This is a genomic window from Nocardioides sp. P4_G4 (genome assembly GCF_056401085.1).
In genome coordinates this window covers 12,831-34,975 of the sequence record NZ_JBFUKA010000002.1, presented here as the reverse complement: position 1 = coordinate 34,975, position 22,145 = coordinate 12,831, and the positions used below count along the sequence as shown (strand labels likewise).

The following is a 22,145-nucleotide window of genomic DNA, read 5'->3' as shown; positions in this document are numbered from 1 at the left end:
GGGCCCGCACCGGGACGACGCCTCACCCGAGTGAGGCGCCGCGCGGCCGGTTTCAGACGAGGTCGGCCTTGTCCCGCACGATGCTGCCGAGCAGGCCGTTGACGAAGCTCGGGGAGTCGTCGGTCGACAGCTCGCGGACGAGGTTCATCGCCTCCGAGACCGCGACGCCGTCGGGCACGTCCTCGACGTAGAGGAGCTCGTAGACACCGAGCCGCAGCACGTTGCGATCGACCGCCGGCATCCGGGTCAGCGTCCACCCCTGGGCATAGGTGGTGAGGAGCTCGTCGATGCGTGCCTGGTGCTCGGCGACGCCGTGGACCAGGACGGAGGTGTAGTCGTTGGTCGGGCCGTCACCCGCCTCGATGGTGCGATCGAGGGCCTCGACCGGCTTCTCGCCGCGCATCTCGGCGGCGTACAGGACGTCCAGTGCACGCTTGCGGGCCTTGCCGCGAGCCGACATGCCTCAGCCCTTGACGCGGCCGAGGTAGGACGAGTCGCGGGTGTCGACCTTGACCTTCTCGCCGCTGGTGATGAAGAGCGGGACCTGGATCTCGTGGCCGGTCTCGAGCGTGGCGGGCTTGGTGCCACCGGTGGACCGGTCGCCCTGGAGGCCCGGGTCGGTGTGGCTGATCAGCAGCTCCACCGAGGCGGGGAGCTCGACGAAGAGCACGCGGCCCTCGTTGGTCGCCACGATGGCGTCCTGGTTCTCGAGCATGAAGTTCTTGGCGCCGCCGACGATCTCGGGCGCGATCTCGATCTGGTCGTACGTCGAGGTGTCCATGAAGACGTACGAGCTGCCGTCGTTGTAGAGGTACTGCATCGTCCGCTTGTCGACGTTGGCCGTCTCGACCTTGGTGCCGGCGTTGAACGTCTTGTCGACCGTCTTGTTGGACTCGACGTTCTTGAGCTTGGTCCGCACGAAGGCCGGGCCCTTGCCGGGCTTCACGTGCTGGAACTCGATGACGGTCCAGAGCTGGCCCTCGATGTTGAGGACCATGCCGTTCTTGAGGTCGTTGGTGGTTGCCATTGTAAGGTCCGGCCTGCCTTCGCCATCGGTTGTCAAGGAGTACGGCGCACGTCGGCGCCGACCGCGAAGTCTATCGAGGCACCCGCGAATCCACGAACCGGCTCGGGTGCCCGGCAGCCGGTCAGGCGGGGCGGGCGATCGCCTCGAGCGCCAGCCGGTAGCCGTCGATGCCCTGGCCGGCCACGGTCAGCACGGCGTGCGGCTCCACGACCGAGTGGTGCCGGAACTCCTCGGGCCGCTGCTTCGGGTCCGAGATGTGCACCTCGACCAGGGGCGCGGTCAGCTGGGCGCAGGCGTCCCAGAGCGCGAGCGAGTAGTGCGTCCACGCCCCGGCGTTGAGGACCACCGCCTGCCCCTCGTCGGCGGCGGCGTTGAGCCAGTCGAGCAGCTCGCCCTCGTGGTTGGTCTGGCGCACGTCGACGTCGAGACCCAGCGCGCGGCCCCAGGCCACGCACTGCTCGGCGAGCTCGGCATGGGTGGTGTGGCCGTAGATCTCGGGCTGGCGGCGGCCGAGGCGCCCGAGGTTCGGGCCGTTGAGCACCAGCACGCTGCGCGCCGAGGTCACCGGTCGCCGCCGATGGCGGTGTACGCCGCCCGGAGGTGCTCCTCGGACGGGCCGGCGAGGACGCGCGGCACCGCGAGGTCGTCGAGGACGACGAAGCGCAGCTGGTCGCCGCGGGACTTCTTGTCGACCTTCATCGCCGCGTGCAGCTCCTCGAAGGACGCGCCGGCGTAGCCCGTCGGCAGCCCGACCCGGCCCAGGACGGTCCGGTGCCGCTCGACCAGTGCCGCGTCGAGGGAGCCTGCCCGGGCGGACAGCTCGGCGACGTAGACGCACCCGATGGCGACGGCCTCACCGTGGCGGACGGCGTACCCGCTGGCCCGCTCGATCGCGTGCGCAAGCGTGTGGCCGTAGTTGAGGACCTCGCGACCCGGGTGGGCCTCGTCGCCCCCGGTCTCGCGCAGGTCGTCGACGACCACGTCGATCTTGACCCGGATGGCCCGCTCCACCAGCTCGCGCAGCACCGCCGAGTCGGCGGACAGGTCGTCGGGGTCGGTGGCCTCCACGAGGTCCAGGATGGCGGGGTCGGCGATGAAGCCGCACTTGACGACCTCCCCGAGGCCGGAGACGAGTTCCTCGCGGGGCAGCGACGTCAGGAGCTGGAGGTCGCACAGCACGCCGGCCGGCTCGTGGAAGGACCCGACCAGGTTCTTGCCGGCGCCGGTGTTGATGCCGGTCTTGCCCCCGACGGCCGCGTCCACCATCCCGAGCACGGTGGTCGGCACGTGCACCACGCGCACGCCGCGCAGCCAGGTCGCCGCCACGAAGCCGCCCAGGTCGGTGGTCGCACCGCCGCCGAAGGTCACCACGGCGTCCGAGCGGGTGAAGCCCCCCTCCCCCAGTGCCTCCCAGCAGTCGGAGGCCACCGGGGCGGTCTTGGCCGCCTCGCCCTCGGGCAGGCCCAGGGCCAGCACGTCGTAGTGGTCGACGAGCGCGTCGACGACGGGCTGCACGAGCTCGCCGAGCTGGCCGGCGTACAGGACTGCGACCCTCTGGACGGACTCGCCGAGCATGCGGGGCAGCCGGTCGGCGAGGCCGTGGCCCACGACCACGTCGTACGGCGACGCGCCGCCGACGTGCAGGACCGTGTCGCCGCTCGTGGTCATGACAGGGCCTCCGTGATCTCGGCCGCGACCTCGTGGGGGGTGCGGTCGTCGGTGTCGACGACCACGGTGGCCACCGACTCGTAGACGGGGGTGCGCTCGTCGAGCAGCGCCTTGATGCGCGAGCGGACGTTGCCGAGCAGCAGCGGGCGACCGACCCCGAGGCCGACGCGCTTGACCGCCTCCGCGAGACCGACACGCAGGAACACGACCCGGTGGCCGTCGAGCGCGGCGCGGGTCGCCGGGTCCAGCACGGCCCCGCCACCCAGCGCGAGGACGCCCTCGTGCTCCGCGAGCGCCTGCGCGACCGCGGCGGCCTCCAGGGCCCGGAAGTGCTCCTCACCGGACTCCACGAAGATGTCGGCGATGGTGCGGCCCTGGGACGCCTCGATGTCGGTGTCGGTGTCGCGGACCGGGAGCCCCCACGCGTCGGCCAGCAGCGCAGCGACGGTGGACTTGCCCGCGCCCATCGGGCCGACGAGCACGACCTTGGGGCCGGGCTCGCTCATCGGAACCTCAGCGTGTCCAGGTAGCTCTCGGCGTTGCGACGGGTCTCGCGCACGGAGTCGCCGCCGAACTTCTCCAGCACGGCGTCCGCGAGCACCAGGGCGACCATGGCCTCGGCGACGATGCCGGCGGCCGGCACGGCGCAGACGTCGGAGCGCTGGTGGTGGGCCACGGCCTCCTCGCCGGTGGCGACGTCGACGGTGCGCAGGGCGCGGGGCACGGTGGCGATCGGCTTCATCGCGGCCCGCACGCGCAGCACCTCGCCGGTGGTCATCCCACCCTCGGTGCCGCCCGAACGGCCCGACGTGCGCCGCAGCCCCTCGGGGGTGGAGATGATCTCGTCGTGGGCCTGCGAGCCCGGGGTGGCGGCCAGGTCGAAGCCGTCGCCGACCTCGACCCCCTTGATGGCCTGGATGCCCATGAGGGCTCCGGCCAGGCGGGCGTCGATCCGGCGGTCCCAGTGGACGTGCGAACCGAGGCCCGGCGGCAGGCCGTGCACGACGACCTCGACGACACCACCGAGGGTGTCCCCGTCCTTGTGCGCCTGGTCGATGCGGGCGACCATCGCGGCGCTGGCCCCGGGGTCGAGGCAGCGCACCGGGTCGGCATCGAGCCGGCCCACGTCGTCGGCGTCGGGCACCGATCCCACCGGGGCGGCGACGCCGCCGAGCTCGACGACATGGCTCACGACCTCGGCGCCGACGGACTGGAACAGGAAGTGGGTGGCCACGCGGCCCAGCGCCACGCGCGCGGCGGTCTCGCGGGCGGAGGCGCGCTCGAGGATGGGGCGGGCCTCGTCGAAGTCGTACTTCTGCATGCCGACCAGGTCGGCGTGGCCGGGACGGGGGCGGGTGAGGGCCGCGTTGCGGGCCATGGCGTCGAGCTCCACCGGGTCCACCGGGTCGGCCGACATCACCTTGTCCCACTTGGGCCACTCGGTGTTGGCGACCTGGAGGGCGATCGGGCCCCCCTGCGTCTCGCCGTGCCGGACTCCTCCGACGAGGGTGACCTCGTCAGCCTCGAACTTCATCCGTGCGCCGCGTCCGTAGCCGAGGCGACGACGCGCCAGGGCGTCGGCGATGTCGTCGGTGGTGACACGGACGTGGGCGGGCATCCCCTCGAGGATGGCGACCAGGGAGGGGCCGTGGGACTCGCCCGCGGTGAGCCAACGCAGCATGCCGGCAGTCTTTCACGCGGTGGTTCGGCGCCGACGCCCCTCCTCGGGCGGCGAGATCAGCCCCAGAGGACGCCGGCCAGCGCCGGTCCCCAGACCAGCCCGACGAGCGCGCCCCCGGCCATGAACGGCCCGAACGGGAAGGCCTGGCGCAGCAGCGCCCGATCGCGGCGTACGACGGCCAGCATCAGGCCCGGGACCGCGAAGGCCACGAAGCCGACCCACACGCCGATCGCGACGGTCCCCCACCCGACCCAGCCGAGCACGAGCCCGACCAGGGCCGCCAGACGCACGTCGCCGAAACCCATGCCCGCCGAACGGACGAACCACAGCACCCAGAAGAACGAGCGGACGGCGACCATCGCCACCAGCGCGCGCACCATCGCGTCGCGCTCCCCCGTGGCCAGCCCGACGACCAGGACGGCGACGGCCGCGGCCAGGGTGGCCGGCAGGACGAGGACGCGGGGCAGGAGCCTGGTGTGCCAGTCGATGTACGACAGGGCCACGGCGACGGGCACGACCGGCACCAGCCAGACCAGGGCCCAGTCCCACCCCGTCGCGGCACCGACCAGCGCTCCGGACACCAGCGACACCACCGCCGCCAGCACCGCCAGGTGCGGCCGGGCGGCGAGGTCGGCGTACAGCGGCTTGGCGTCCTCCGACTCGGGCACCCCAGCCTCCGGCTCGGGCACCTCAGGCTCGGGTGGCGCCGGCTCGGGCACCGCGGCGACCAGGCGGGGCACGAGCAGCCCGAGCCCACCGCACAGCACGGCGGCGACGATCGCGGCCAGGAGCGCGTCGTTCACCTGGCCGCCCGGCCGGACCGCTCGGCGAGCGCCCGCTCGCCCGCCGCTCGCATCGCGGCCACGGGCGCGCCCCGGCCGGTGAAGAGCTCGAACTGGACGGCCGCCTGGTGGATCAGCAGGTCCAGCCCGCTCACCAGCACCCGATCACCGACGGAGGCGGCCAGCGGCGTCGGCCACGGGTGGTAGAGCACGTCGAAGATCACGTCCGCACCGCGGCAGCGCGACACCAGGCGGTGGTCCTGGGCGTCGGCCGGGATGGTGGAGGCCACCAGGTCGACGTCGAGGGGACTCGGGTCGTCGAGCAGGCCGACCACCACCTCGGGCCGTCCGGGATGCCCGGAGAGCGCCTCCTGCGTCTCGGCGGCCCGCGCGGGGTCGCGCACGAGCAGGGCCAGCGAGCGGACGCCGAGGTCGGCCAGGGCCAGACCGACGGAGGTCGCCGTGGCCCCGCCGCCGAGGATCGCGGCGGAGGCGAGGTGGGCCCCGGTGCGCTCGCGGATGGCGGCGATGGCGCCGGGGACGTCGGTGTTGTCGCCGAGGAGACGACCGTCCTCGACCACGATCGTGTTGGCGGCACCGGCGAGACGGGCCCGCTCGGTCAGGTCGTCCACCAGCGCGACGGCCTCACGCTTGAGCGGCATGGTGAGCGACAGCCCGCGCCACTCCGGTCCCAGCCCGTCCAGGAAGTCGCCGAGCCCGCCGGAGCCGACCCGGTGGGCGTCGTACCCCCAGTCCAGGCCGAGCTCCGCGTAGCCCGCTCGGTGCAGCGTCGGCGACAGCGAGTGGTCGATCGGGTCGCCCAGCACGCCGCAACGCCGCGCCCCTCCCCCAGGACTCCCCATCAGCAGGCGTCGGAGGTGGTGCAGTACTCCGTGTACTCGTCCTTGTAGGTGAGGAACTCGTCGTAGGTCTCGGCGAACTTGGTCTCGCCGGTCGCCAGGTTGACCGTCACGTAGTAGTACCAGTCCCCCGGCTCCGGGTTGGCCGCCGCCGCGATGGCGTCGTCGCCCGGCGCCTCGATCGGCGTCGGCGGCAGGCCCGCACGGGTGTAGGTGTTGTACGGCGTGTCCTGCTGGAGCTGGTCGGTGGTCAGCGCCACGCCGAGCTCCTGGTCGAGGCCGTAGTTGACGCTGGCGTCGATCTGCAGCAGGCCGTTGGTGCCGCCCTTGTCCCCGGGACCGTCGAGCCGGTTGAAGATGACCCGCGAGATCTTGGGCATGTCGTCGCCGCGGCCCTCGGCCTCCACCAGCGAGGCGATGGTCATCAGCTCGGCCGGGGTCTTGCCCAGCTCGGCTGCGGCGTCCTCGAGCCCGGCGTCGTCGGCGGCCTGGCGCCACCGGGTGACCATCGCCGCCAGGACGTCGCGGGGCTTGTCCTTCGGACCGATCTCGTACGTCGCGGGGAACAGGTAGCCCTCCGGGTTGCCGCCGGCGTACTCCGGCAGTCCGATGTCCTGGGAGAGCGCCTTGCGCCACTTCGCGGCCCCGAAGTCTGTCTGCTCGCCCAGCAGGGCGACGACGTCCTCCACGCGCATGCCCTCGGGCACGGTGACGGTGCTCTTCACCTGGTTGCCGGGGTCGAGGAGGACCTCGAGCGCGTCGTCGGCGGCCATCTCCTTCTTGAGCCCGTAGAAGCCCACCTGGATGCCGGACGAGTCCGGGTCGGCGGCGGCCGCGTCGAGGAACGCCTGCACCGAGGCGACGACGTTCTTGGCCTTGAGGTTGCGCCCCATCTCGGCGGTGGTGTCACCCTCCTTGACCTCGAAGGTCACCGAGCCCTTGCCGGGCCCGGGGTAGTCCTCGGCGGAGGAGAACTGGTCGGAGACCCAGTCGACGCCGCGGGTGACGCCGACGTAGAAGCCGCCGACCAGCACCGCGAGCGCGACGATCACCGCGAGGCACCCGGAGACGCCCCGCTTCTTGCGGCGCCGGCCGCCCTCGTAGGGCGTGTCCTCGTAGGGCGTCTCGCCGTCCGTGTCCTCCGGACCGGTGTCGTCGGCCTCGACGACCTCGTCGGGGTACTGCTGCTCGTCATTCATCACTGACCTCGACGATCTCTCCGGGCGCGTTGCCACTGGCCCGTTCGGTGTCCAACGCGTGCTGGAGGATCAGGACGGCAGCCGCCTGGTCCACCACGGCACGCCGTGCTGCTCCCTTGCGACCCCGGTCGCGGAGCATGGACTCCGCGGACACCGTGGTCAAGCGCTCATCACACAGCCTCACGGGCACGGGATCAATCTGCCGCGCCAGCCGTCCGGCGAAGTCCCGGACCTTGACCGCCGCGGGTCCCTCGCCACCGGAGAGCGACCGCGGCAGGCCCACGACGACCTCGACGGCCTCCTCCTCGGCGATGATCCTGCGCAAGCGGGACAGGTCGCCCCGTCCACGGCGGACCGTCTCCACGGGCGTGGCCAGGAAGCCGGAGGGGTCGCTGCGCGCCACCCCGATCCGGGCGTCCCCGGGGTCGATGCCGACCCTCACGCCGCTGCGCACGTCCGCCGTCCCCCTCAAACCTGGCCGGTCATCCGGGCGACCTCGCCCGTGACCAGGCCGAGGGCCTCGTCGAGACGGCTCGCGTCGGACCCGCCGCCCTGGGCGACGTCGTCCTTGCCGCCGCCCCGACCGCCGATGAGGCCGCCCACGGTGCGGACCAGCTCGTTGGCGCTGACGCCGCGCTCGCGGCCGGCGTCGTTGACGGCGGCCACGAGCGCCACCTTGCCGTCGGCGACCCCGGCGACGACGACGGCGCCCGCCCGGTCGAGCCTGCTGCGCACGTCGAGCGCCAGGGTGCGGACGTCACCGCCGCCGATGCCCTCGGCCCGGTGCACGACCACGGCGACCCCGTCCACGTCGACCGCCTGGGCGGCGAGCTGGCCACCACCGGCGAGCAGCTGGGACGTGCGCGCCCGGTCGAGCTCCTTCTCGGCGGCGCGCAGTCGCTCGGTGAGGTCCTGGACCCGGCCGACGAGGTCGTCGGGCTGGGTCTTGAGCAGACCCGTCAGCTGGGCGACCACGTCGCGCTCGCGGGCCAGGTAGCCGAAGCCCTCGACCCCGGTCAGCGCCTCGATGCGCCGGTTGCCGGAGCCGACGCTGGCCTCGCCGGTCACCACGACGGTGCCGATCTGGGATGAGTGCTCGACGTGGGTGCCGCCGCAGAGCTCGCGCGACCAGGGACCGCCGATCTCGACCACGCGAACCTTGGTGTTGTCGTAGGTCTCGCCGAAGAGCGCGATCGCGCCCCACTCCTTGGCCTGCTCCAGCGTCATGTACTGCCAGCCCACCGGCAGGTCGGCCCGCAGCGCCTGCTGGGACACCAGCTCGATGTCGCGGACCTGCTCCGGCTTGAGCGCCTGCGTCCAGCCGAAGTCGAGGCGCAGGTAGCCGGGCCGGTTGTAGGAGCCGGCCTGCAGCGCGGTGGGACCGAGCACCTCGCGCAGCGCGGCGTGCACCACGTGGGTGCCCGAGTGCGCCTGGCGGGCACCGGTGCGCCACTCGGGGTCCACCCGGGCGTGCAGCAGCGCGTCGGCGCCGAGCTCGCCCTCGAGGACGCGGACCCGGTGGACGACGAGACCCCGGACGGGTCGTTGGACGTCGAGCACCTCGAGCCGCCCGCCGTCGAAGTCGATCGTGCCGGCGTCGGCCACCTGGCCGCCGGACTCGGCGTAGAACGGCGTGCGGTCCAGGACCAGCTCGCCCACCTCGCCCTGGGCCAGCGTGGGCACGCTGGCGGCGCCGCTGAGCAGCGCCAGGGCGCGGGACTCGGTCTCCAGGGTCTCGTAGGCCAGCCACTCGGTGGGACCGTGGGCGTCGAGGATCCCGCGGTAGAGCCCGGTGTCGGTGTGCCCGCCCTTCTTGGCGCGGGCGTCGGCCTTGGCCCGCTCGCGCTGCTCGGTCATCAGGCCGCGGAAGCCCGGCTCGTCGACGACCAGCCCCTGCTCGGCCGCCATCTCCAGGGTCAGGTCGATCGGGAATCCGAAGGTGTCGTGCAGGGCGAAGGCCCGCTCACCCGACAGGGTCGTGCCGCCGGCCTTCTTCACCTCGCCGGCCGCGAGGTCGAAGATCTGGGTGCCGGCCTGGAGGGTCTTGCGGAACGTCTCCTCCTCGCCGTACGCCACGCGCGCGATGCGCTCCCAGTCCCGTGTCAGGTCGGTGTAGGTCTCGGCCATCCGGTCGCGGCTGACCGGCATGAGCTCTGGGAGCGCGGGGTCGTCGTACCCGAGGAGGCGCATCGAGCGCACGGCACGGCGCAGCAGGCGGCGCAGGACGTAGCCACGGCCCTCGTTGCCCGGCGTCACGCCGTCGCCGATGAGCATCATCGAGGAGCGGACGTGGTCGGCGACCACGCGGAAGCGGACGTCGTCCTCGTGGTTCGCGCCGTACCGCTTGCCGCTCAGCTCCATGGCCCGCTCGATGACCGGGAACATCACGTCGATCTCGTACATGTTCTGCTTGCCCTGGAGGAGGAACGCGACCCGGTCCAGGCCCATCCCGGTGTCGATGTTCTTCTTGGGCAGCGCGCCCGCGATGTCGAAGTCCTCCTTGGACCGCACCGCGCTGAGTTCGTCCTGCATGAACACGAGGTTCCAGAACTCCAGCAGCCGGTCCTCGAGCGTCGTGGGCATGTCCGGGCCCAGCGTCGTGGGGTCGAAGTCGGGACCCCAGTCGGGGCCACGGTCGTAGAGGATCTCCGAGCACGGGCCGCCGGGACCGGGGACGCCCATCGACCAGTAGTTCTCCTTGCGGCCCAGCCGCACGATGCGCTCGTCGGGTAGGCCGGTGATCCTGCGCCAGAGGCCGACGGCCTCGTCGTCGCCGACCAGGACCGACGGGTAGAGGCGGGACTCGTCGAGGCCGAAGCCGCCGTCGGTGACGGGCCTGGTGATCAGCTCCCAGGCCAGCTCGATGGCGCCTTCCTTGAAGTAGTCACCGAAGGAGAAGTTGCCGCACATCTCGAAGAACGTGCCGTGCCGGGTGGTCTTGCCGACGTCCTCGATGTCGGGCGTGCGCACGCACTTCTGGACGCTGGTGGCCCGGGTGTACGGCGGGGTCTCCTGGCCGAGGAAGTAGGGCTTGAAGGGCACCATCCCGGCCGGCACGAAGAGCAGGTTGGGGTCGTCGGCCAGCAGGCTCGCCGAGGGCACGGCCGTGTGCCCGGCCGCCTCGAAGTGCGAGACGAAGCGGCGGCGGATCTCGGACGTGTCCATCAGGAGGGTTCCTCTGGGTCGGTGGTGCTGTCGGTGCTGCTGTCGGTGGGTGAGGTGCGGGGGCTGCCGGCCCTCGGAGCCAGCTCGGGGACGCCATGAGGGACCAGTCCCAGCCGCTCGCGCAGCTCGGTCTCCTTCTCGACCTGCCCGGCGGCGACCTCGTCACGGAACATCCGCGCGCCGACGGCCAGGCCGCTGAGGCGGTCCCGCAGCCCGTCGGCGGTGAGGGACTCGGCCACCCTTCGGGCGCGGGTCAGGGCGTAGGCACCTGCTCCCGCTCCGGCGACGAACCAGAACGTCCTGGCCATCAGGCAGCGTCCCCCTCGTCGCGCGCCTCGGCCATCCGTGCTCGCTCGCGGGCCTGCATGTCGCGCAGGGCGGTCCTGAGGTCGCTGCGCCGCTGCTTGCGCGATCGCTTGACCTCGCGCCTGACCTCGAAGCGGATCCGGTTGCGCGTCTCCGCCGCCAGGGCACGGCGCAGGCCGTGGGCCAGCCCGGCCGCCTTGATGACGCCCTCGCGGGCCACGATGTCGGCGAAGACCGCCCGGTCGACGTGGCCCGGCACCGGGTCGCCCGCCCGGTCACGGCCGGTGTCGTCGTCCTCGCCGTCACCGATCCCCGTGATGACGTACGACGCCTGCTCCACGAGGTGGGGCTCGCGCGTGGTCCCGCTGCTCCCGGGCGAGGCCAGCTGCGCCTCGAGGGCCCTCACCCGGTCGCTGAGGACGGCCTGTCGCCGGCCGGAGCGACGTACGGCGACGGTCAGCAGGAGCACCACCAGCAGCAGGAGCAGCGCCAGGGCGCCTCCTGCTGCCAGCCACATCTGCTCGGAGCTCACCCGTCGACCCTATCGTCCGCGCACGATGCGACGGATTCGCTCCCACCGCTCCTTGACCGCCGCCTCCGCGCCCAACGCCGTCGGGCGGTAGTAGGTCGCATCCTCGACGGCCTCGGGGGCGTACTGCTGCTCGGCCACACCGTAGGGCTCGTCATGGGGATAGACGTACGTCGACCCGTGACCGATCTTCTTGGCCCCGGCGTAGTGGGCGTCGCGCAGGTGCGGGGGCACCTGCCCGATCCGGCCGGCCCGTACGTCGGCACTGGCCGCGTCGACGGCGAGGGTCACGGCGTTGGACTTGGGCGCGACCGCCAGCGCGATGGTGGCCTGGGCCAGGTTGAGCCGCGCCTCGGGCATCCCGATGAGCTGCACCGCCTGGGCGGCCGCCACGGCCGTGGTCAGCGCCGTCGGGTCGGCCAGCCCGATGTCCTCGCTGGCCGAGATGACCAGCCGCCGGGCGATGAAGCGGGGATCCTCACCGGCCTCCATCATCCGGGCCAGGTAGTGCAGGGCGGCATCGGCGTCGGAGCCGCGGATCGACTTGATGAAGGCGCTGATGACGTCGTAGTGCTGGTCGCCCTGGCGGTCGTAGCGCACGGCCGCCTGGTCGACCGCGGTCTCGGCGGTGGACAGGTCGATGTGCGTCTCGGCGGCGGCACCGGCGGCGGCCTCCAGGTAGGTGAGCACCCGACGGGCGTCTCCCCCGGCCAGCCGGACCAGGTGCGCCTTGGCGTCGTCGTCCAGGGTGAAGGCTCCGTCCAGCCCGCGCTCGTCGGCGAGGGCGTGCTCGACCACCTCGGCGACGTCGTCGTCGGTGAGCGACTCCAGGCGCAGCAGCAGGCTGCGCGAGAGCAGCGGGGAGATGACGGAGAAGAACGGGTTCTCCGTGGTCGCCGCGACCAGGGTGACCCACCGGTTCTCCACGCCGGGCAGCAGCGCGTCCTGCTGGGCCTTGCTGAAGCGGTGCACCTCGTCGACGAACAGCACCGTCTCCTGACCGCCTCGGGCCAGCTCGGCGCGTGCCCCGTCGATGGCGGCGCGGACCTCCTTGACGCCGGCGGCGACCGCCGACACCTCGACGAAGCGCCGCTGCGTCTGCTGGCTGACGATGGAGGCGATCGTGGTCTTGCCCGTCCCCGGCGGGCCCCACAGGAGCAGGGACATCGACTTGTCCCCCTCGATGAGCTGGCGCAGCGGCGAGCCCGGCGACCGCAGCTGCGACTGGCCGACGAGCTCGTCGAGGGTGCGCGGACGCATCCGCACCGCCAGCGGTGCCGATGCGTGCAGCGTGTTGTCGGGTCCTGCACCCGCCAGCGATCCCGTGCCCGGGGGGAGACGACCGGAGCCGGGCACCTCGAAGAGTCCGTCCACGACCGTGACAGTAATCCGCGTCGCGACAGCGCCCGTCGGGCCACCCCCGGACGGACTAGTGCTTTACACCAAAGCCCCGCTCGATGCGACGCGCTCACATAACGATCGACTCACGATTGGGGACCCTTTTGGTCTCGCGAGGGGTCATGGCGTGCATCCGGTCGCCTAATGGATGAGGACGAGCCGACGCCACCAGCGACGCCGACCGGCCGACCAACCCTTCTCCCGGAGGACGCGCTCATGAGGCGAACACCGACGTGGCTCATGCTCATCCCGCTCACCGTTCTCGCGCTGGTCCTGGCCAGTTGTTCGAGCGGAGACGACAACGGGGACGGCTCGTCCACGAGCGCACCCGGGGACCAGTCCGCCGGTGGCTCGTTCAGTCTCAACAGCAGCGAGCCCCAGGCGTTCGCCCCGACCAGCAACTGCTACTCCTCCGACTGCACCCAGATCATCAACCTGGTGTGGACGGGTCTGCTGAAGGTGGACCCGGAGACGTCCGAGCAGCAGCTCCAGATGGCCGAGTCGATCGAGTCCAAGGACGGCCAGCACTGGACGATCAAGCTCAAGGACGGCTTCACCTTCCAGAACGGCGAGCCGGTGGACGCCGCGTCCTTCCTCCGGGCGTGGAACTACGCGGCGTACGGCCCCAATGCGACCCAGCTCGGCTTCTTCCTCGCCCGGGTCGAGGGCTACGACGACCTCCAAGGGGACAACCCAAAGGCCAAGGAGCTGTCGGGCATCACGGCGCCCGACGACCTGACCATCAAGATCACTCTGACCGAACCCTTCTCCCAGCTGCCGCTCGTGCTGAGCTTCACTCCCATCGGCGTGCCGATGGCGCAGGCCTGCCTGGACGACATCAAGGCGTGCAACGAGCAGCCGATCGGCAACGGTCCCTACGAGTTCGCCGAGCCGTGGCAGCACAACGACTCCATCACCCTGAAGACGTACGCCGACTACACCGACGACGCGACCGCCGGCCTCGCCGACGAGATCGTCTTCAAGATCTACGCCGACCTCAAGACCGCGTACCGCGACTTCCAGGCCGGCAACCTGGACATCGTGACGCCGGATCCCTCGCAGACCTCGCAGGCCCGCACGGCCTACCCCGACCAGATCCTCGAGGTCGACAACGGGGCCTACAGCTACATGGGCTTCCCGCTTTACGAGAAGGACTTCCAGGACGTCCGCATCCGCCGGGCACTGTCGTTGGCGGTCGACCGGCAGGCCATCATCGACCGCGTCCTGGACGGTCGGTTCACCCCGGCGACCGACGTGATCTCCCCCTTCGTGCCGGGCAGCCGCGACGACGCCTGCACGACCTGCGTCTACGACCCCGAGGAGGCCAAGAAGCTCTGGGACGAGGCCGGGGGGATCCCGGGCAACACGATCAACATCTGGTTCAACAACGACGGTGGTCACGAGGACTGGGTGCAGGCGATGGCCCAGGGGTGGCAGAGCGTCCTCGGCCTGGACTACGAGTTCAAGTCGCAGCCGTTCACCCCCTACCAGGCGGCGCTCGACACCCGCAGCACTGTGGACGGCCCCTACCGCCTCTCGTGGATCCCGGACTACGCGTCCCCGCAGAACTACCTCGATCCGCTCTACGGCCTGGGCAGCACCAACTACGGCGACTGGAAGGGCGCGGAGCACGACAAGTTCCTCCAGCTGCTGGCCAAGGGAGACGCTGCGGCCACGGTGGACGAGGGGCTGCCGTCCTACCAGGCGGCGGCGGACGTGGTGCTCGACTACCAGGTCAACATCCCGCTGTGGTTCGGAAAGACGTTCATCGTCTTCAGCAAGAACGTCGAGAACGTCAAGTACAGCCCCACCGACCAGCTGCTGCTCTCCGGGGTGAGTGTCACCCGGTGAGCGGAAAACCGGGCGCGGACGGGATGGTGCGGTCCGCACCCGTCGTCGTCTCCCGGTCGGCCACCTGCACAGGAAGGGATGGGCCATGGGCCAGTACGCCGTACGTCGGCTGATCCAGTTCATCCCGGTGATGATCGGGACGCTGTTCCTGCTGCATTACCTGACAACGCTTTCCTTCCAGATCAACGGCAATCCCGTGCGCGCGCTCTTCGGGGACCGTCAACCACCACCGGAGACCATCGCGGCCCTGACCCGGGCCTTCGGCCTGGACGACCCGTGCCTCGAACAGCCGGGGAACCCGTGCGTCGGCATGTTCGTCGACCGGATCGGGGGCTACTTCCGCGGTGACTTCGGCGTCGACTTCAACCAGCAGCCGGTCACGGACCTGATCAGGCGCACCGTGGCCATCACGCTGCGGCTCACGTTCCTGGCGATCGTCTTCGAGGCGGTGGTCGGCATCCTCGCCGGTGTCCTGGCCGGTCTACGCAAGGACCGCTTCGCCGACAACCTCGTCCGGATCGGGAGCGTGCTGGCGATCTCGGTCCCGATCTTCGTGCTCGGGGTGCTGGCGCAGATCTTCTTCGGCCTCTACGTCGGCAACTGGGTGAGGGACCGCGGCGCGCCCGGTTGGGTGCAGGCGATCTTCTCCATCTCCTACCAGGCCGACTACCCCTGGGCGAGCCTGGTCGTCCCGGCCATGGTCCTCGGCGCCACGACCCTCGGGATCGTCGCCCGGATGACCCGCACCGGCCTCATCGAGTCCATGCGGTCCGACTACGTCCGGACCGCGCGGGCCAAGGGACTCAGGCCCCGACGGGTGGTCGGCATCCACGCCCTGCGCAACTGCCTGATCCCGGTCGTCACCCTGATCGGCATCGACATCGGGGGGCTGATGGGAGGGGCCCTGGTCACCGAGGGCATCTTCAACATCCCGGGCGTCGGCGGCCTGGTCTTCCGCTCGGTGCGCAACGGGGAGACGCCGATCATCATGGCGGTCGTCCCGCTGCTCGTCCTCGTGTACCTGGTGGCGTCCCTGCTGGTTGACCTGCTCTACGCCGTGCTCGACCCGAGGATCCGCTATGAGTGAGGTCCCCACCCCCGATGCGCCGGCTGCGCTCAGCCCCGGCTCTCCCCACGTCCCCGCCCCACCGGGCTCTCCCGACGCTCCTGCCGCGGTCGCGTCCGGGAGCATCTGGCGTGACGCCTGGCACCAGCTGGTCCGGAACCCGGTGTTCGTCGTCTGCTCGCTGGTGGTGCTGATCGTCATCTCCTGGGCGGCGTTCCCGACGCTGTGGACCGACCTCGGCAAGCTGGAGTGCGACATCAACGTCAACCGCACGCCACCCTCGTGGTTCCCCGGCACCCCGCCCCCCGGCTACGACACGGCTCTGGAGGGCCACCCCCTCGGCACGACGACGCTGGGGTGCGACATGTACTCCCAGATCATCTGGGGAGCACGTCCGTCCATCGTGGTGGCCGTCGTCGTGACCGCGCTGACGGCACTGGTGGGCACGACCCTCGGCCTGGTGGCCGGCTACTACGGCGGCCGGACCGACACCATCATCTCCCGCATCACCGACGTCTTCCTGGGGCTGCCCTTCCTGCTGGGTGCGGTGATCTTCCTGGCCCTCCTGCAGTCGCAGAGCATCTGGGCGGTCATCCTGGTCCTCGTGGTGCTGGGCTGGACCCAGATGACCCGCATCGTGCGCGGCACCACGCTCAGCCTGCGCGACCAGGACTTCGTCGAGGCCGCGCGCGCGATGGGGGCCACGAACCGCCGGATCATCCTGCGGCACATCCTGCCCAACGCACTCGCGCCGATCATCGTGCTGTGCACCATCTACGTCGGGTCCTTCATCGCCGCCGAGGCCACCCTCACCTTCCTCGGGGTCGGGCTCAAACCACCCGAGGTGTCCTGGGGCATCACCATCGCGCAAGGCCAGGACTATGCGGTGGCGGGCTTCCCGCACCTCCTGGTCTTCCCGTGCACCGTGCTGATCGTGACCGTGCTCAGCTTCATCCTCATGGGTGACGCGCTGCGCGATGCACTCGACCCGAAGGGCCGCTGATGTCCGAGTCCGACGTCCTGCAGACCGCCGACCCGACCGGGGAGCGGAAGAGCAGCAAGGCCATCGCCTCGATGCACTTCGACGAGACGGCGCCGCTCCTCGACGTCCAGGACCTCCGGGTCGAGTTCCACACCCACGAGGGGGTGGCCCACGCGGTCAACGGTGTGAGCTTCACCCTCGAGGCCGGTCGGACCCTGGGCATCCTGGGCGAATCCGGGTGCGGCAAGTCCGTCACGGCGCAGGCGATCATGGGGATCCTCGACTCGCCTCCCGCCCGGATCGCGGGGGGACGGGTCCTCCTGTCGGGGGTCGACCTGTTGACCCTCAACGAGGACGACCGTCGCCAGCTCCGCTCCAACCGGATCGGGATGGTGTTCCAGGACGCGCTGAGCGCGCTGAACCCCGTGTTCAAGGTCGGCTGGCAGCTCGGCGAGCTGTTCCGCAAGCACCGGGGCTACACGCGCAGGGAGGCCGACCAGGAAGCCGTCCGCCTCCTCGACCTGGTTGGCATCCCAGCGGCGGCCCAGCGCGTCGACGACTATCCCCACCAGTTCTCGGGCGGCATGCGGCAGCGAGTGATGATCGCGATGGCCCTGGCCCTCGACCCCGACGTCATCATCGCCGACGAGCCCACGACCGCGCTCGACGTCACCGTGCAGGCCCAGATCATGAAGCTCCTGGCCGACCTCCAGGCCGAGCGGAACATGGGGCTGATCCTGATCACGCACGACATCGGGGTGGTGGCCGACGTCGCCGACGACATCTGTGTCATGTACGCCGGTCGCGAGGTCGAGAAGGCCGACGTCTATGCGATCTACGACAGACCCGCTCACCCGTACACCAAGGCCCTCCTGGAGTCGATCCCGCGCATCGACATGAAGGGACACCAGCTCGCCTCGATCCAGGGGCTGCCGCCCAACCTGACCCGGATGCCGTCCGGCTGCGCCTTCCACCCCAGGTGCCGCTTCGCGCGGGAACGCTGCCGTGAGGAGACTCCCCCGCTCTACACCGTGTCCCCCGGTCGACTCAGCGCCTGCCACTTCTTCGAGGAGGTGCTGGAGACATGAGTGAGGTGATCCTGGCCGCGACCGACGTCCGCAAGTACTTCCCGATCACCGCCGGCGTCCTCAAGCACACGGTGGGCCAGGTCCAGGCGGTCGACGGCGTCTCACTGGACCTGCACCGGGGAGAGACCCTGGGGATCGTGGGTGAGTCCGGGTGCGGCAAGTCCACCCTGGCCCGGGTCCTGATGGGCCTCATCCAGGCCACGTCGGGCTCCGTCATGCTCGAGGGCGAGGAGCTGGTCGGCATGAAGGCGAGCCGGCTGCGCCAGATCCGCCGCGACGTGCAGATCATCTTCCAGGACCCCTACTCCTCGCTCGACCCCAGGATGACGGTAGGGAAGATCATCGGCGAGCCGTTCGAGATCCACACGGCGGTGGTCCCCAGGCGTGACCGACGGCGCAAGGTGGAGGAGCTGCTGGAGGTAGTCGGCCTGAGCCCCGAGCACATCAACCGGTATCCGCACCAGTTCTCGGGGGGCCAGCGCCAGCGGATCGGGATCGCCCGGGCCCTGGCCCTGAGCCCGAAGGTGATCATCTGCGACGAGCCCGTCTCGGCCCTCGACATCTCCGTCCAGGCCCAGGTCGTCAACCTGCTGGAGAACCTGCAGTCCGAGCTCGGGCTGTCCTACATCTTCGTCGCCCACGACCTGTCGGTGGTCCGGCACATCTCCGACCGGGTCGGCGTGATGTACCTCGGCAAGATGGTGGAGATCGGCACCGAGGACGAGATCTACGAGCGGCCCACGCACCCGTACACGCAGGCCCTGCTCTCCGCCGTACCGGTCCCCGACCCCAGGATGCGCGGTCGCCGCGAGGAGATCGTGCTCACGGGCGACCTCCCGTCGGCCGCCGACCCACCGTCCGGCTGCCGGTTCCGTACCCGTTGCTGGAAGGCTCAGGACATCTGCGCCGAGCAGGAGCCCGCCCTCGAGGTCCGCCAGGGCGGGGACCACCCGTCGGCCTGTCACTTCGCCGAGATCAAGATCGTCACGCACGCCACGCACTGACGGGCGTCGATGCCGGTCGCGGGTGTGGACCCGGCGACCGGCATCCCGACGAGGTGTGGGAGGTGCCTACCCGGTCAGACGGTCGTGGCCTGCGAGGTCATCCGGCCGGTCTTGACGTCGAACCAGTCCTTCTCGTAGCCGGGGCCGGTCGGGACCAGCACGGCCTCGGGGCCGGCGGACGTCGGGCTGCCCTGGTCGTCGACCCCCAGCAGGCCGGCCGTGACCGGCGTGGCCGGGTGCTGCCCGAGCTCACCGGCGAAGTGGCAGGCCACCTTGTGCCGCGGTCCGACCTGGAGGAGCGGCGGCTCGACCTTGGCACAGATCTCCTGCGCCATCGGGCAGCGGGTGCGGAACCGGCAACCGGAGGGCGGGTTGATCGGGCTGGGGACATCGCCCTCGAGACGGATCCGGTCACGCCGACCGCCGATGGCCGCCTGCTTGACGTCGGGCACGGCCGACAGCAGCGCCTGCGTGTACGGGTGGTACGGCGCGCCGTACAGCGTCTCGCGGTCGGCGATCTCCACGATCTTGCCGAGGTACATCACCGCGACCTCGGGGCAGAAGTGACGCACCACCGCGAGGTCGTGGGCGATGAAGAGGAACGCGATGTCGAACTCCTTCTGCAGGTCCTGCAGAAGGTTGATGACCTGCGCCTGGATCGACACGTCGAGCGCGGAGACCGGCTCGTCGGCCACGAGCAGCTTGGGGTTGAGCGTCAGCGCCCGGGCGATGCCGATGCGCTGGCGCTGTCCGCCGGAGAACTCGTTGGGGTAGCGGTTGTAGTGCTCCGGGTTGAGCCCGACGACCTCGAGCAGCTCCTGGACGCGCGGCAGGACCTTGTTCCGGGGCACGATGTTGTGCACCTGGAGCGGCGCCCCCACGATCGCGCCCACGGTGTGCCGCGGGTTGAGCGAGGTGTAGGGGTCCTGGAAGATCATCTGCACGTCACGACGCAGCGGCTTCATCGCCCGGTTGGACAGCTTCGCCAGGTCCTTGCCCTCGAACATCATCGAGCCGCCGGTGGGCGTGTAGAGGCGCGTGATGAGGCGTCCGGTCGTGGACTTGCCACACCCCGACTCCCCCACCAGGCCAAGCGAGCCACCCCGCGGCACCTGGAAGGAGACGCCGTCGACGGCCTGCACCTGGCCGATCGTGCGCCGCATGAGGCCCGAGGACCTCACCGGGAAGTACATCTTCAGGTCCTCGACCTCGAGCACCGCGGGCGCGTCCGGGTCGAGCCTGCTGGCCACGTGACCCTGGTAGGCGTCCGGGAGGAGGATCTCGTGGTCGCTGTACGCGTCGTGGGGCTCGGTGACCAAGTCGCGCTCACCGGTCTCGGCGGCGTTGGCACCCACCTCGGTGGGCTCGATCTGGGCCTTGGCGTTGGGGTCCTGGGTCATCGGATCTCCTCGACCAGGTCGGGGGCGATCTCCGGGAGGACCTCGGTCCGGTAGATCAGCTCGGGGTTGGGCAGGTGGCAGCGCTTGAGGTGGTTGACACCGGAGGCTGCGGTCAGCTCGGGCAGCTGCGTCGAGCAGAGGTTGCCGGGCACCTTGTCCACGTGGGCGCAGCGCGGGTGGAAGGAGCACCCGGACGGCGGGCTCAGCAGGCTGGGCGGGTTGCCGGGGATCGGGATCAGTCGCGCGTCGGTGCTGGCGGCGACATCCGGGATGCTGGAGAGCAGGCCCCAGGTGTAGGGCATCTCCGGCCGGGTCAGGATCTGCTTGACCGTGCCGTACTCCACGGCCCGGCCGGCGTACATCACAAGCACGTCGTCGGCCGTCTCGGCGATGACGCCGAGGTCGTGGGTGATGATGACGACCGCGGAGTTGAACTCGCGCTGCAGGTCCTGGAGAAGGTCGAGGATCTGGGCCTGCACCGTGACGTCCAGGGCGGTGGTGGGCTCGTCCGCGATGAGCAGCGACGGGTCGTTGACCAGGCCCATCGCGATCATGGCGCGCTGGCGCATGCCCCCGGAGAACTGGTGCGGGAAGTCGTCGACGCGACGGTCCGGCTGCGGGATCCCGACCCGGTCGAGCATCTCGACGGCCTTGCGCCTCGCATCGCGCTTGGACGCGCTCGTGTGGTGCACCATGTAGGCCTCGGCGAGCTGGTCGCCGATCTTGTAGAACGGGTGCAGGGCCGCCAGTGCGTCCTGGAAGATCATCGAGACCTGGTTGCCGCGGAGCTTGCGCATCCGCGCCTCGGAGAGGCCCACAACCTCGGTGCCGGCCACGCGGATGGAGCCGGTGATCTTGCTGGACTTGGCGTCGTGCAGACCGAGGACGGCCAGGCTGGAGACCGACTTGCCGGATCCGGACTCACCCACGATGCCGAGGGTCTTGCCCATCTCGACGGTGTAGCTCAGACCCTTGACGGCCATCACCGGTCCGTCCTGGGTCGGGAAGGTCACCGACAGGTCCTCGACGGCCAGGATCGGCCCCTCGTCCTCGGCGCGCGTGGCCGACGCGGACTGGGTCACTGCGGGAGTCGTTGTCACGAGAGCCTCACCCTCGGGTCGAGGAAGCTGTAGATGATGTCCACGACCAGGTTGGAGATGATCAGGAGTACGGCGCTGAACAGGGCCGTGGCAGCCACCACGGGCAGGTCCTTGAGCTGGACCGCCTGGAGGCTCCAGAAGCCGATGCCGTTGATGTCGAAGATACGTTCGGTGAAGATCGTGCCGGCCAGCAGGGTGCCGAAGTCGATGCCGAAGATGGTGACGACCGGCACCAGCGCAGCGCGCAGGCCGTGCTTGTAGACCACGGTCCGCTCGGGGAGCCCCTTGGCCCTGGCCGTGCGGATGTAGTCCTCGCTCAGGGCCTCGACCATCGACCCACGCGAGTAACGGGTGTACTGCGTGCACCCGAAGATGCCGAGCGCCACCCACGCCAGGAACATCCCGCCGAACCACTTCGCCGGGTTCTCGGTGATCGGGAAGTACCCCGTGTCACTCACGAACGGCGCTTCCCACAGGACCGTGAGGTAGAGCCACGTCAACAGGGCGAAGAGGTAGTACGGGATGGAGCTGAGGAACAGGAAGCTCGAGACCAGCGCCTTGTCCGCGACGCTCCCTCGTCGGCGTGCTGCTGCGACGCCGATCGGGATGCCGAACAGGAGGTAGAGGAACGCGCCGCCGACGGCCACCGAGATGGTGGCGGGCAGGCGCTTGACCAGCTCTTGCGAGACGGGCTGCTTGGTCAGGTAGGAGACGCCCAGGCAGGGGGCGTGGCAGTCGTAGGTCGAGGACGCGATGGTGATCTCGCGGCCGACGAAGACGCCCTTCGCCCACTTGAGGTACTCCTCGTGGACGGGATTGTTGTAGCCGAGGGTCCGCTCGTAGATCTCGATGCGGTCACCGCAACGATTGCTGGTCTCACGGTCACAGATGGTCTGCGCCGGGCTCGAGGGTCCGAACCAGAACAGCAGGAAGATCGCGATCGACACCAGGGTGAGGACGAGCGCACCTGAGATCAACCGCTTGACGAGATAGGCGAACATCTCAGCCTCTCCGGGGGGTGATGGACGTGTGCGGGCTG

General features: G+C 70.6%; 22 protein-coding genes. 5 read left to right on the top strand and 17 right to left on the bottom strand.

Annotated elements, in window-relative coordinates; all coding sequences use genetic code 11:
* Positions 1-52: 52 nt before the first annotated feature.
* From nusB to AC1DQF_RS00625, 14 genes are all read right to left on the bottom strand, one after another.
* Positions 53-460 (bottom strand): transcription antitermination factor NusB, encoded by a 408-nt coding sequence (gene nusB, locus AC1DQF_RS00690; RefSeq protein ID WP_477523274.1) that lies wholly within the window; start codon positions 458-460, stop codon positions 53-55.
* Positions 461-463: 3 nt separating this feature from the next.
* Positions 464-1,027, bottom strand: a complete 564-nt coding sequence (gene efp, locus AC1DQF_RS00685) for an elongation factor P (protein WP_477523273.1) — start codon at positions 1,025-1,027, stop codon at positions 464-466.
* 121 nt (positions 1,028-1,148) lie between these two features.
* Complete coding sequence (locus AC1DQF_RS00680) at positions 1,149-1,592, bottom strand: type II 3-dehydroquinate dehydratase (RefSeq protein ID WP_477523272.1); 444 nt, start codon at positions 1,590-1,592, stop codon at positions 1,149-1,151.
* Entirely contained in the window at positions 1,589-2,695 is a 1,107-nt protein-coding gene (gene aroB, locus AC1DQF_RS00675) for a 3-dehydroquinate synthase (protein ID WP_477523271.1), read from the bottom strand. The genes AC1DQF_RS00680 and aroB overlap by 4 nt, the downstream gene beginning before the upstream one ends.
* Positions 2,692-3,201, bottom strand: a complete 510-nt coding sequence (locus AC1DQF_RS00670; RefSeq protein WP_477523270.1) for a shikimate kinase — start codon at positions 3,199-3,201, stop codon at positions 2,692-2,694. Before AC1DQF_RS00670 ends, aroB begins: the two co-directional genes overlap by 4 nt.
* Complete coding sequence (gene aroC / locus AC1DQF_RS00665) at positions 3,198-4,376, bottom strand: chorismate synthase (RefSeq protein WP_477523269.1); 1,179 nt, start codon at positions 4,374-4,376, stop codon at positions 3,198-3,200. The genes AC1DQF_RS00670 and aroC overlap by 4 nt, the downstream gene beginning before the upstream one ends.
* Positions 4,377-4,432: 56 nt before the next feature.
* Positions 4,433-5,179, bottom strand: a complete 747-nt coding sequence (locus AC1DQF_RS00660) for a prepilin peptidase (protein ID WP_477523268.1) — start codon at positions 5,177-5,179, stop codon at positions 4,433-4,435.
* Positions 5,176-6,021 (bottom strand): shikimate dehydrogenase, encoded by an 846-nt coding sequence (locus AC1DQF_RS00655; RefSeq protein ID WP_477523267.1) that lies wholly within the window; start codon positions 6,019-6,021, stop codon positions 5,176-5,178. Before AC1DQF_RS00655 ends, AC1DQF_RS00660 begins: the two co-directional genes overlap by 4 nt.
* Positions 6,021-7,217: an endolytic transglycosylase MltG gene (gene mltG / locus AC1DQF_RS00650; protein WP_477523266.1), complete on the bottom strand. Its 1,197-nt coding sequence runs from the start codon at positions 7,215-7,217 to the stop codon at positions 6,021-6,023. Before mltG ends, AC1DQF_RS00655 begins: the two co-directional genes overlap by 1 nt.
* Entirely contained in the window at positions 7,210-7,671 is a 462-nt protein-coding gene (gene ruvX, locus AC1DQF_RS00645; RefSeq protein WP_477523265.1) for a Holliday junction resolvase RuvX, read from the bottom strand. Before ruvX ends, mltG begins: the two co-directional genes overlap by 8 nt.
* A gap of 14 nt (positions 7,672-7,685) precedes the next feature.
* On the bottom strand, positions 7,686-10,382 hold the full coding sequence (gene alaS / locus AC1DQF_RS00640) for an alanine--tRNA ligase (RefSeq protein ID WP_477523264.1): 2,697 nt from the start codon (positions 10,380-10,382) through the stop codon (positions 7,686-7,688).
* Positions 10,382-10,690: a DUF6167 family protein gene (locus tag AC1DQF_RS00635; RefSeq protein WP_477523263.1), complete on the bottom strand. Its 309-nt coding sequence runs from the start codon at positions 10,688-10,690 to the stop codon at positions 10,382-10,384. The genes alaS and AC1DQF_RS00635 overlap by 1 nt, the downstream gene beginning before the upstream one ends.
* The gene (locus tag AC1DQF_RS00630) at positions 10,690-11,220 is read right to left on the bottom strand and encodes a hypothetical protein (protein ID WP_477523262.1); all 531 of its coding nucleotides are present in this window, start codon (positions 11,218-11,220) and stop codon (positions 10,690-10,692) included. Before AC1DQF_RS00630 ends, AC1DQF_RS00635 begins: the two co-directional genes overlap by 1 nt.
* Positions 11,221-11,229: 9 nt before the next feature.
* A complete protein-coding gene (locus AC1DQF_RS00625; RefSeq protein ID WP_477523261.1) occupies positions 11,230-12,591 on the bottom strand; it encodes a replication-associated recombination protein A in 1,362 nt (453 codons plus the stop codon).
* A gap of 240 nt (positions 12,592-12,831) precedes the next feature.
* On the opposite strand from AC1DQF_RS00625, the gene AC1DQF_RS00620 reads away from it, so the two are divergent.
* The 5 genes from AC1DQF_RS00620 (at position 12,832) to AC1DQF_RS00600 (ending at position 18,606) form a co-directional block, all read left to right on the top strand.
* Positions 12,832-14,466 (top strand): peptide ABC transporter substrate-binding protein, encoded by a 1,635-nt coding sequence (locus AC1DQF_RS00620; RefSeq protein ID WP_477523260.1) that lies wholly within the window; start codon positions 12,832-12,834, stop codon positions 14,464-14,466.
* A gap of 85 nt (positions 14,467-14,551) precedes the next feature.
* Positions 14,552-15,553, top strand: a complete 1,002-nt coding sequence (locus tag AC1DQF_RS00615; protein WP_477523259.1) for an ABC transporter permease — start codon at positions 14,552-14,554, stop codon at positions 15,551-15,553.
* Positions 15,546-16,535 carry an ABC transporter permease gene (locus tag AC1DQF_RS00610; RefSeq protein WP_477523258.1) on the top strand — a complete coding sequence of 330 codons (990 nt, stop codon included), beginning with the start codon at positions 15,546-15,548 and terminating at the stop codon, positions 16,533-16,535. Before AC1DQF_RS00615 ends, AC1DQF_RS00610 begins: the two co-directional genes overlap by 8 nt.
* 71 nt (positions 16,536-16,606) lie before the next feature.
* Positions 16,607-17,602, top strand: a complete 996-nt coding sequence (locus tag AC1DQF_RS00605) for an ABC transporter ATP-binding protein (protein ID WP_477523345.1) — start codon at positions 16,607-16,609, stop codon at positions 17,600-17,602.
* A complete protein-coding gene (locus AC1DQF_RS00600) occupies positions 17,599-18,606 on the top strand; it encodes an ABC transporter ATP-binding protein (protein WP_477523257.1) in 1,008 nt (335 codons plus the stop codon). Before AC1DQF_RS00605 ends, AC1DQF_RS00600 begins: the two co-directional genes overlap by 4 nt.
* A 74-nt stretch (positions 18,607-18,680) precedes the next feature.
* On the opposite strand, the gene AC1DQF_RS00595 is transcribed toward AC1DQF_RS00600, so the two are convergent.
* The 3 genes from AC1DQF_RS00595 to AC1DQF_RS00585 all read right to left on the bottom strand — a co-directional run bounded on the left by AC1DQF_RS00595 (position 18,681) and on the right by AC1DQF_RS00585 (position 22,107).
* On the bottom strand, positions 18,681-19,799 hold the full coding sequence (locus tag AC1DQF_RS00595; protein ID WP_477523344.1) for an ABC transporter ATP-binding protein: 1,119 nt from the start codon (positions 19,797-19,799) through the stop codon (positions 18,681-18,683).
* A 203-nt stretch (positions 19,800-20,002) separates the two neighbouring features.
* Positions 20,003-21,088 (bottom strand): ABC transporter ATP-binding protein, encoded by a 1,086-nt coding sequence (locus tag AC1DQF_RS00590; protein ID WP_477523256.1) that lies wholly within the window; start codon positions 21,086-21,088, stop codon positions 20,003-20,005.
* A gap of 14 nt (positions 21,089-21,102) precedes the next feature.
* The gene (locus AC1DQF_RS00585) at positions 21,103-22,107 is read right to left on the bottom strand and encodes an ABC transporter permease (protein WP_477523255.1); all 1,005 of its coding nucleotides are present in this window, start codon (positions 22,105-22,107) and stop codon (positions 21,103-21,105) included.
* Positions 22,108-22,145 lie beyond the last annotated feature (38 nt).

What these genes read in the sequence shown, in the direction of transcription:
- AC1DQF_RS00655 (WP_477523267.1), bottom strand. Translation starts at nt 6,021, where the DNA reads ATGGGGAGTCCTGGGGGAGGGGCGCGGCGTTGCGGCGTGCTGGGCGAC.
- nusB (WP_477523274.1), bottom strand. Translation starts at nt 460, where the DNA reads ATGTCGGCTCGCGGCAAGGCCCGCAAGCGTGCACTGGACGTCCTGTAC.
- AC1DQF_RS00620 (WP_477523260.1), top strand. Translation starts at nt 12,832, where the DNA reads ATGAGGCGAACACCGACGTGGCTCATGCTCATCCCGCTCACCGTTCTC.
- AC1DQF_RS00610 (WP_477523258.1), top strand. Translation starts at nt 15,546, where the DNA reads ATGAGTGAGGTCCCCACCCCCGATGCGCCGGCTGCGCTCAGCCCCGGC.
- alaS (WP_477523264.1), bottom strand. Translation starts at nt 10,382, where the DNA reads ATGGACACGTCCGAGATCCGCCGCCGCTTCGTCTCGCACTTCGAGGCG.
- efp (WP_477523273.1), bottom strand. Translation starts at nt 1,027, where the DNA reads ATGGCAACCACCAACGACCTCAAGAACGGCATGGTCCTCAACATCGAG.
- AC1DQF_RS00600 (WP_477523257.1), top strand. Translation starts at nt 17,599, where the DNA reads ATGAGTGAGGTGATCCTGGCCGCGACCGACGTCCGCAAGTACTTCCCG.
- AC1DQF_RS00615 (WP_477523259.1), top strand. Translation starts at nt 14,552, where the DNA reads ATGGGCCAGTACGCCGTACGTCGGCTGATCCAGTTCATCCCGGTGATG.
- AC1DQF_RS00595 (WP_477523344.1), bottom strand. Translation starts at nt 19,799, where the DNA reads ATGTACTTCCCGGTGAGGTCCTCGGGCCTCATGCGGCGCACGATCGGC.
- aroB (WP_477523271.1), bottom strand. Translation starts at nt 2,695, where the DNA reads ATGACCACGAGCGGCGACACGGTCCTGCACGTCGGCGGCGCGTCGCCG.
- AC1DQF_RS00605 (WP_477523345.1), top strand. Translation starts at nt 16,607, where the DNA reads ATGCACTTCGACGAGACGGCGCCGCTCCTCGACGTCCAGGACCTCCGG.
- AC1DQF_RS00635 (WP_477523263.1), bottom strand. Translation starts at nt 10,690, where the DNA reads ATGGCCAGGACGTTCTGGTTCGTCGCCGGAGCGGGAGCAGGTGCCTAC.
- AC1DQF_RS00670 (WP_477523270.1), bottom strand. Translation starts at nt 3,201, where the DNA reads ATGAGCGAGCCCGGCCCCAAGGTCGTGCTCGTCGGCCCGATGGGCGCG.
- mltG (WP_477523266.1), bottom strand. Translation starts at nt 7,217, where the DNA reads ATGAATGACGAGCAGCAGTACCCCGACGAGGTCGTCGAGGCCGACGAC.
- AC1DQF_RS00585 (WP_477523255.1), bottom strand. Translation starts at nt 22,107, where the DNA reads ATGTTCGCCTATCTCGTCAAGCGGTTGATCTCAGGTGCGCTCGTCCTC.
- aroC (WP_477523269.1), bottom strand. Translation starts at nt 4,376, where the DNA reads ATGCTGCGTTGGCTCACCGCGGGCGAGTCCCACGGCCCCTCCCTGGTC.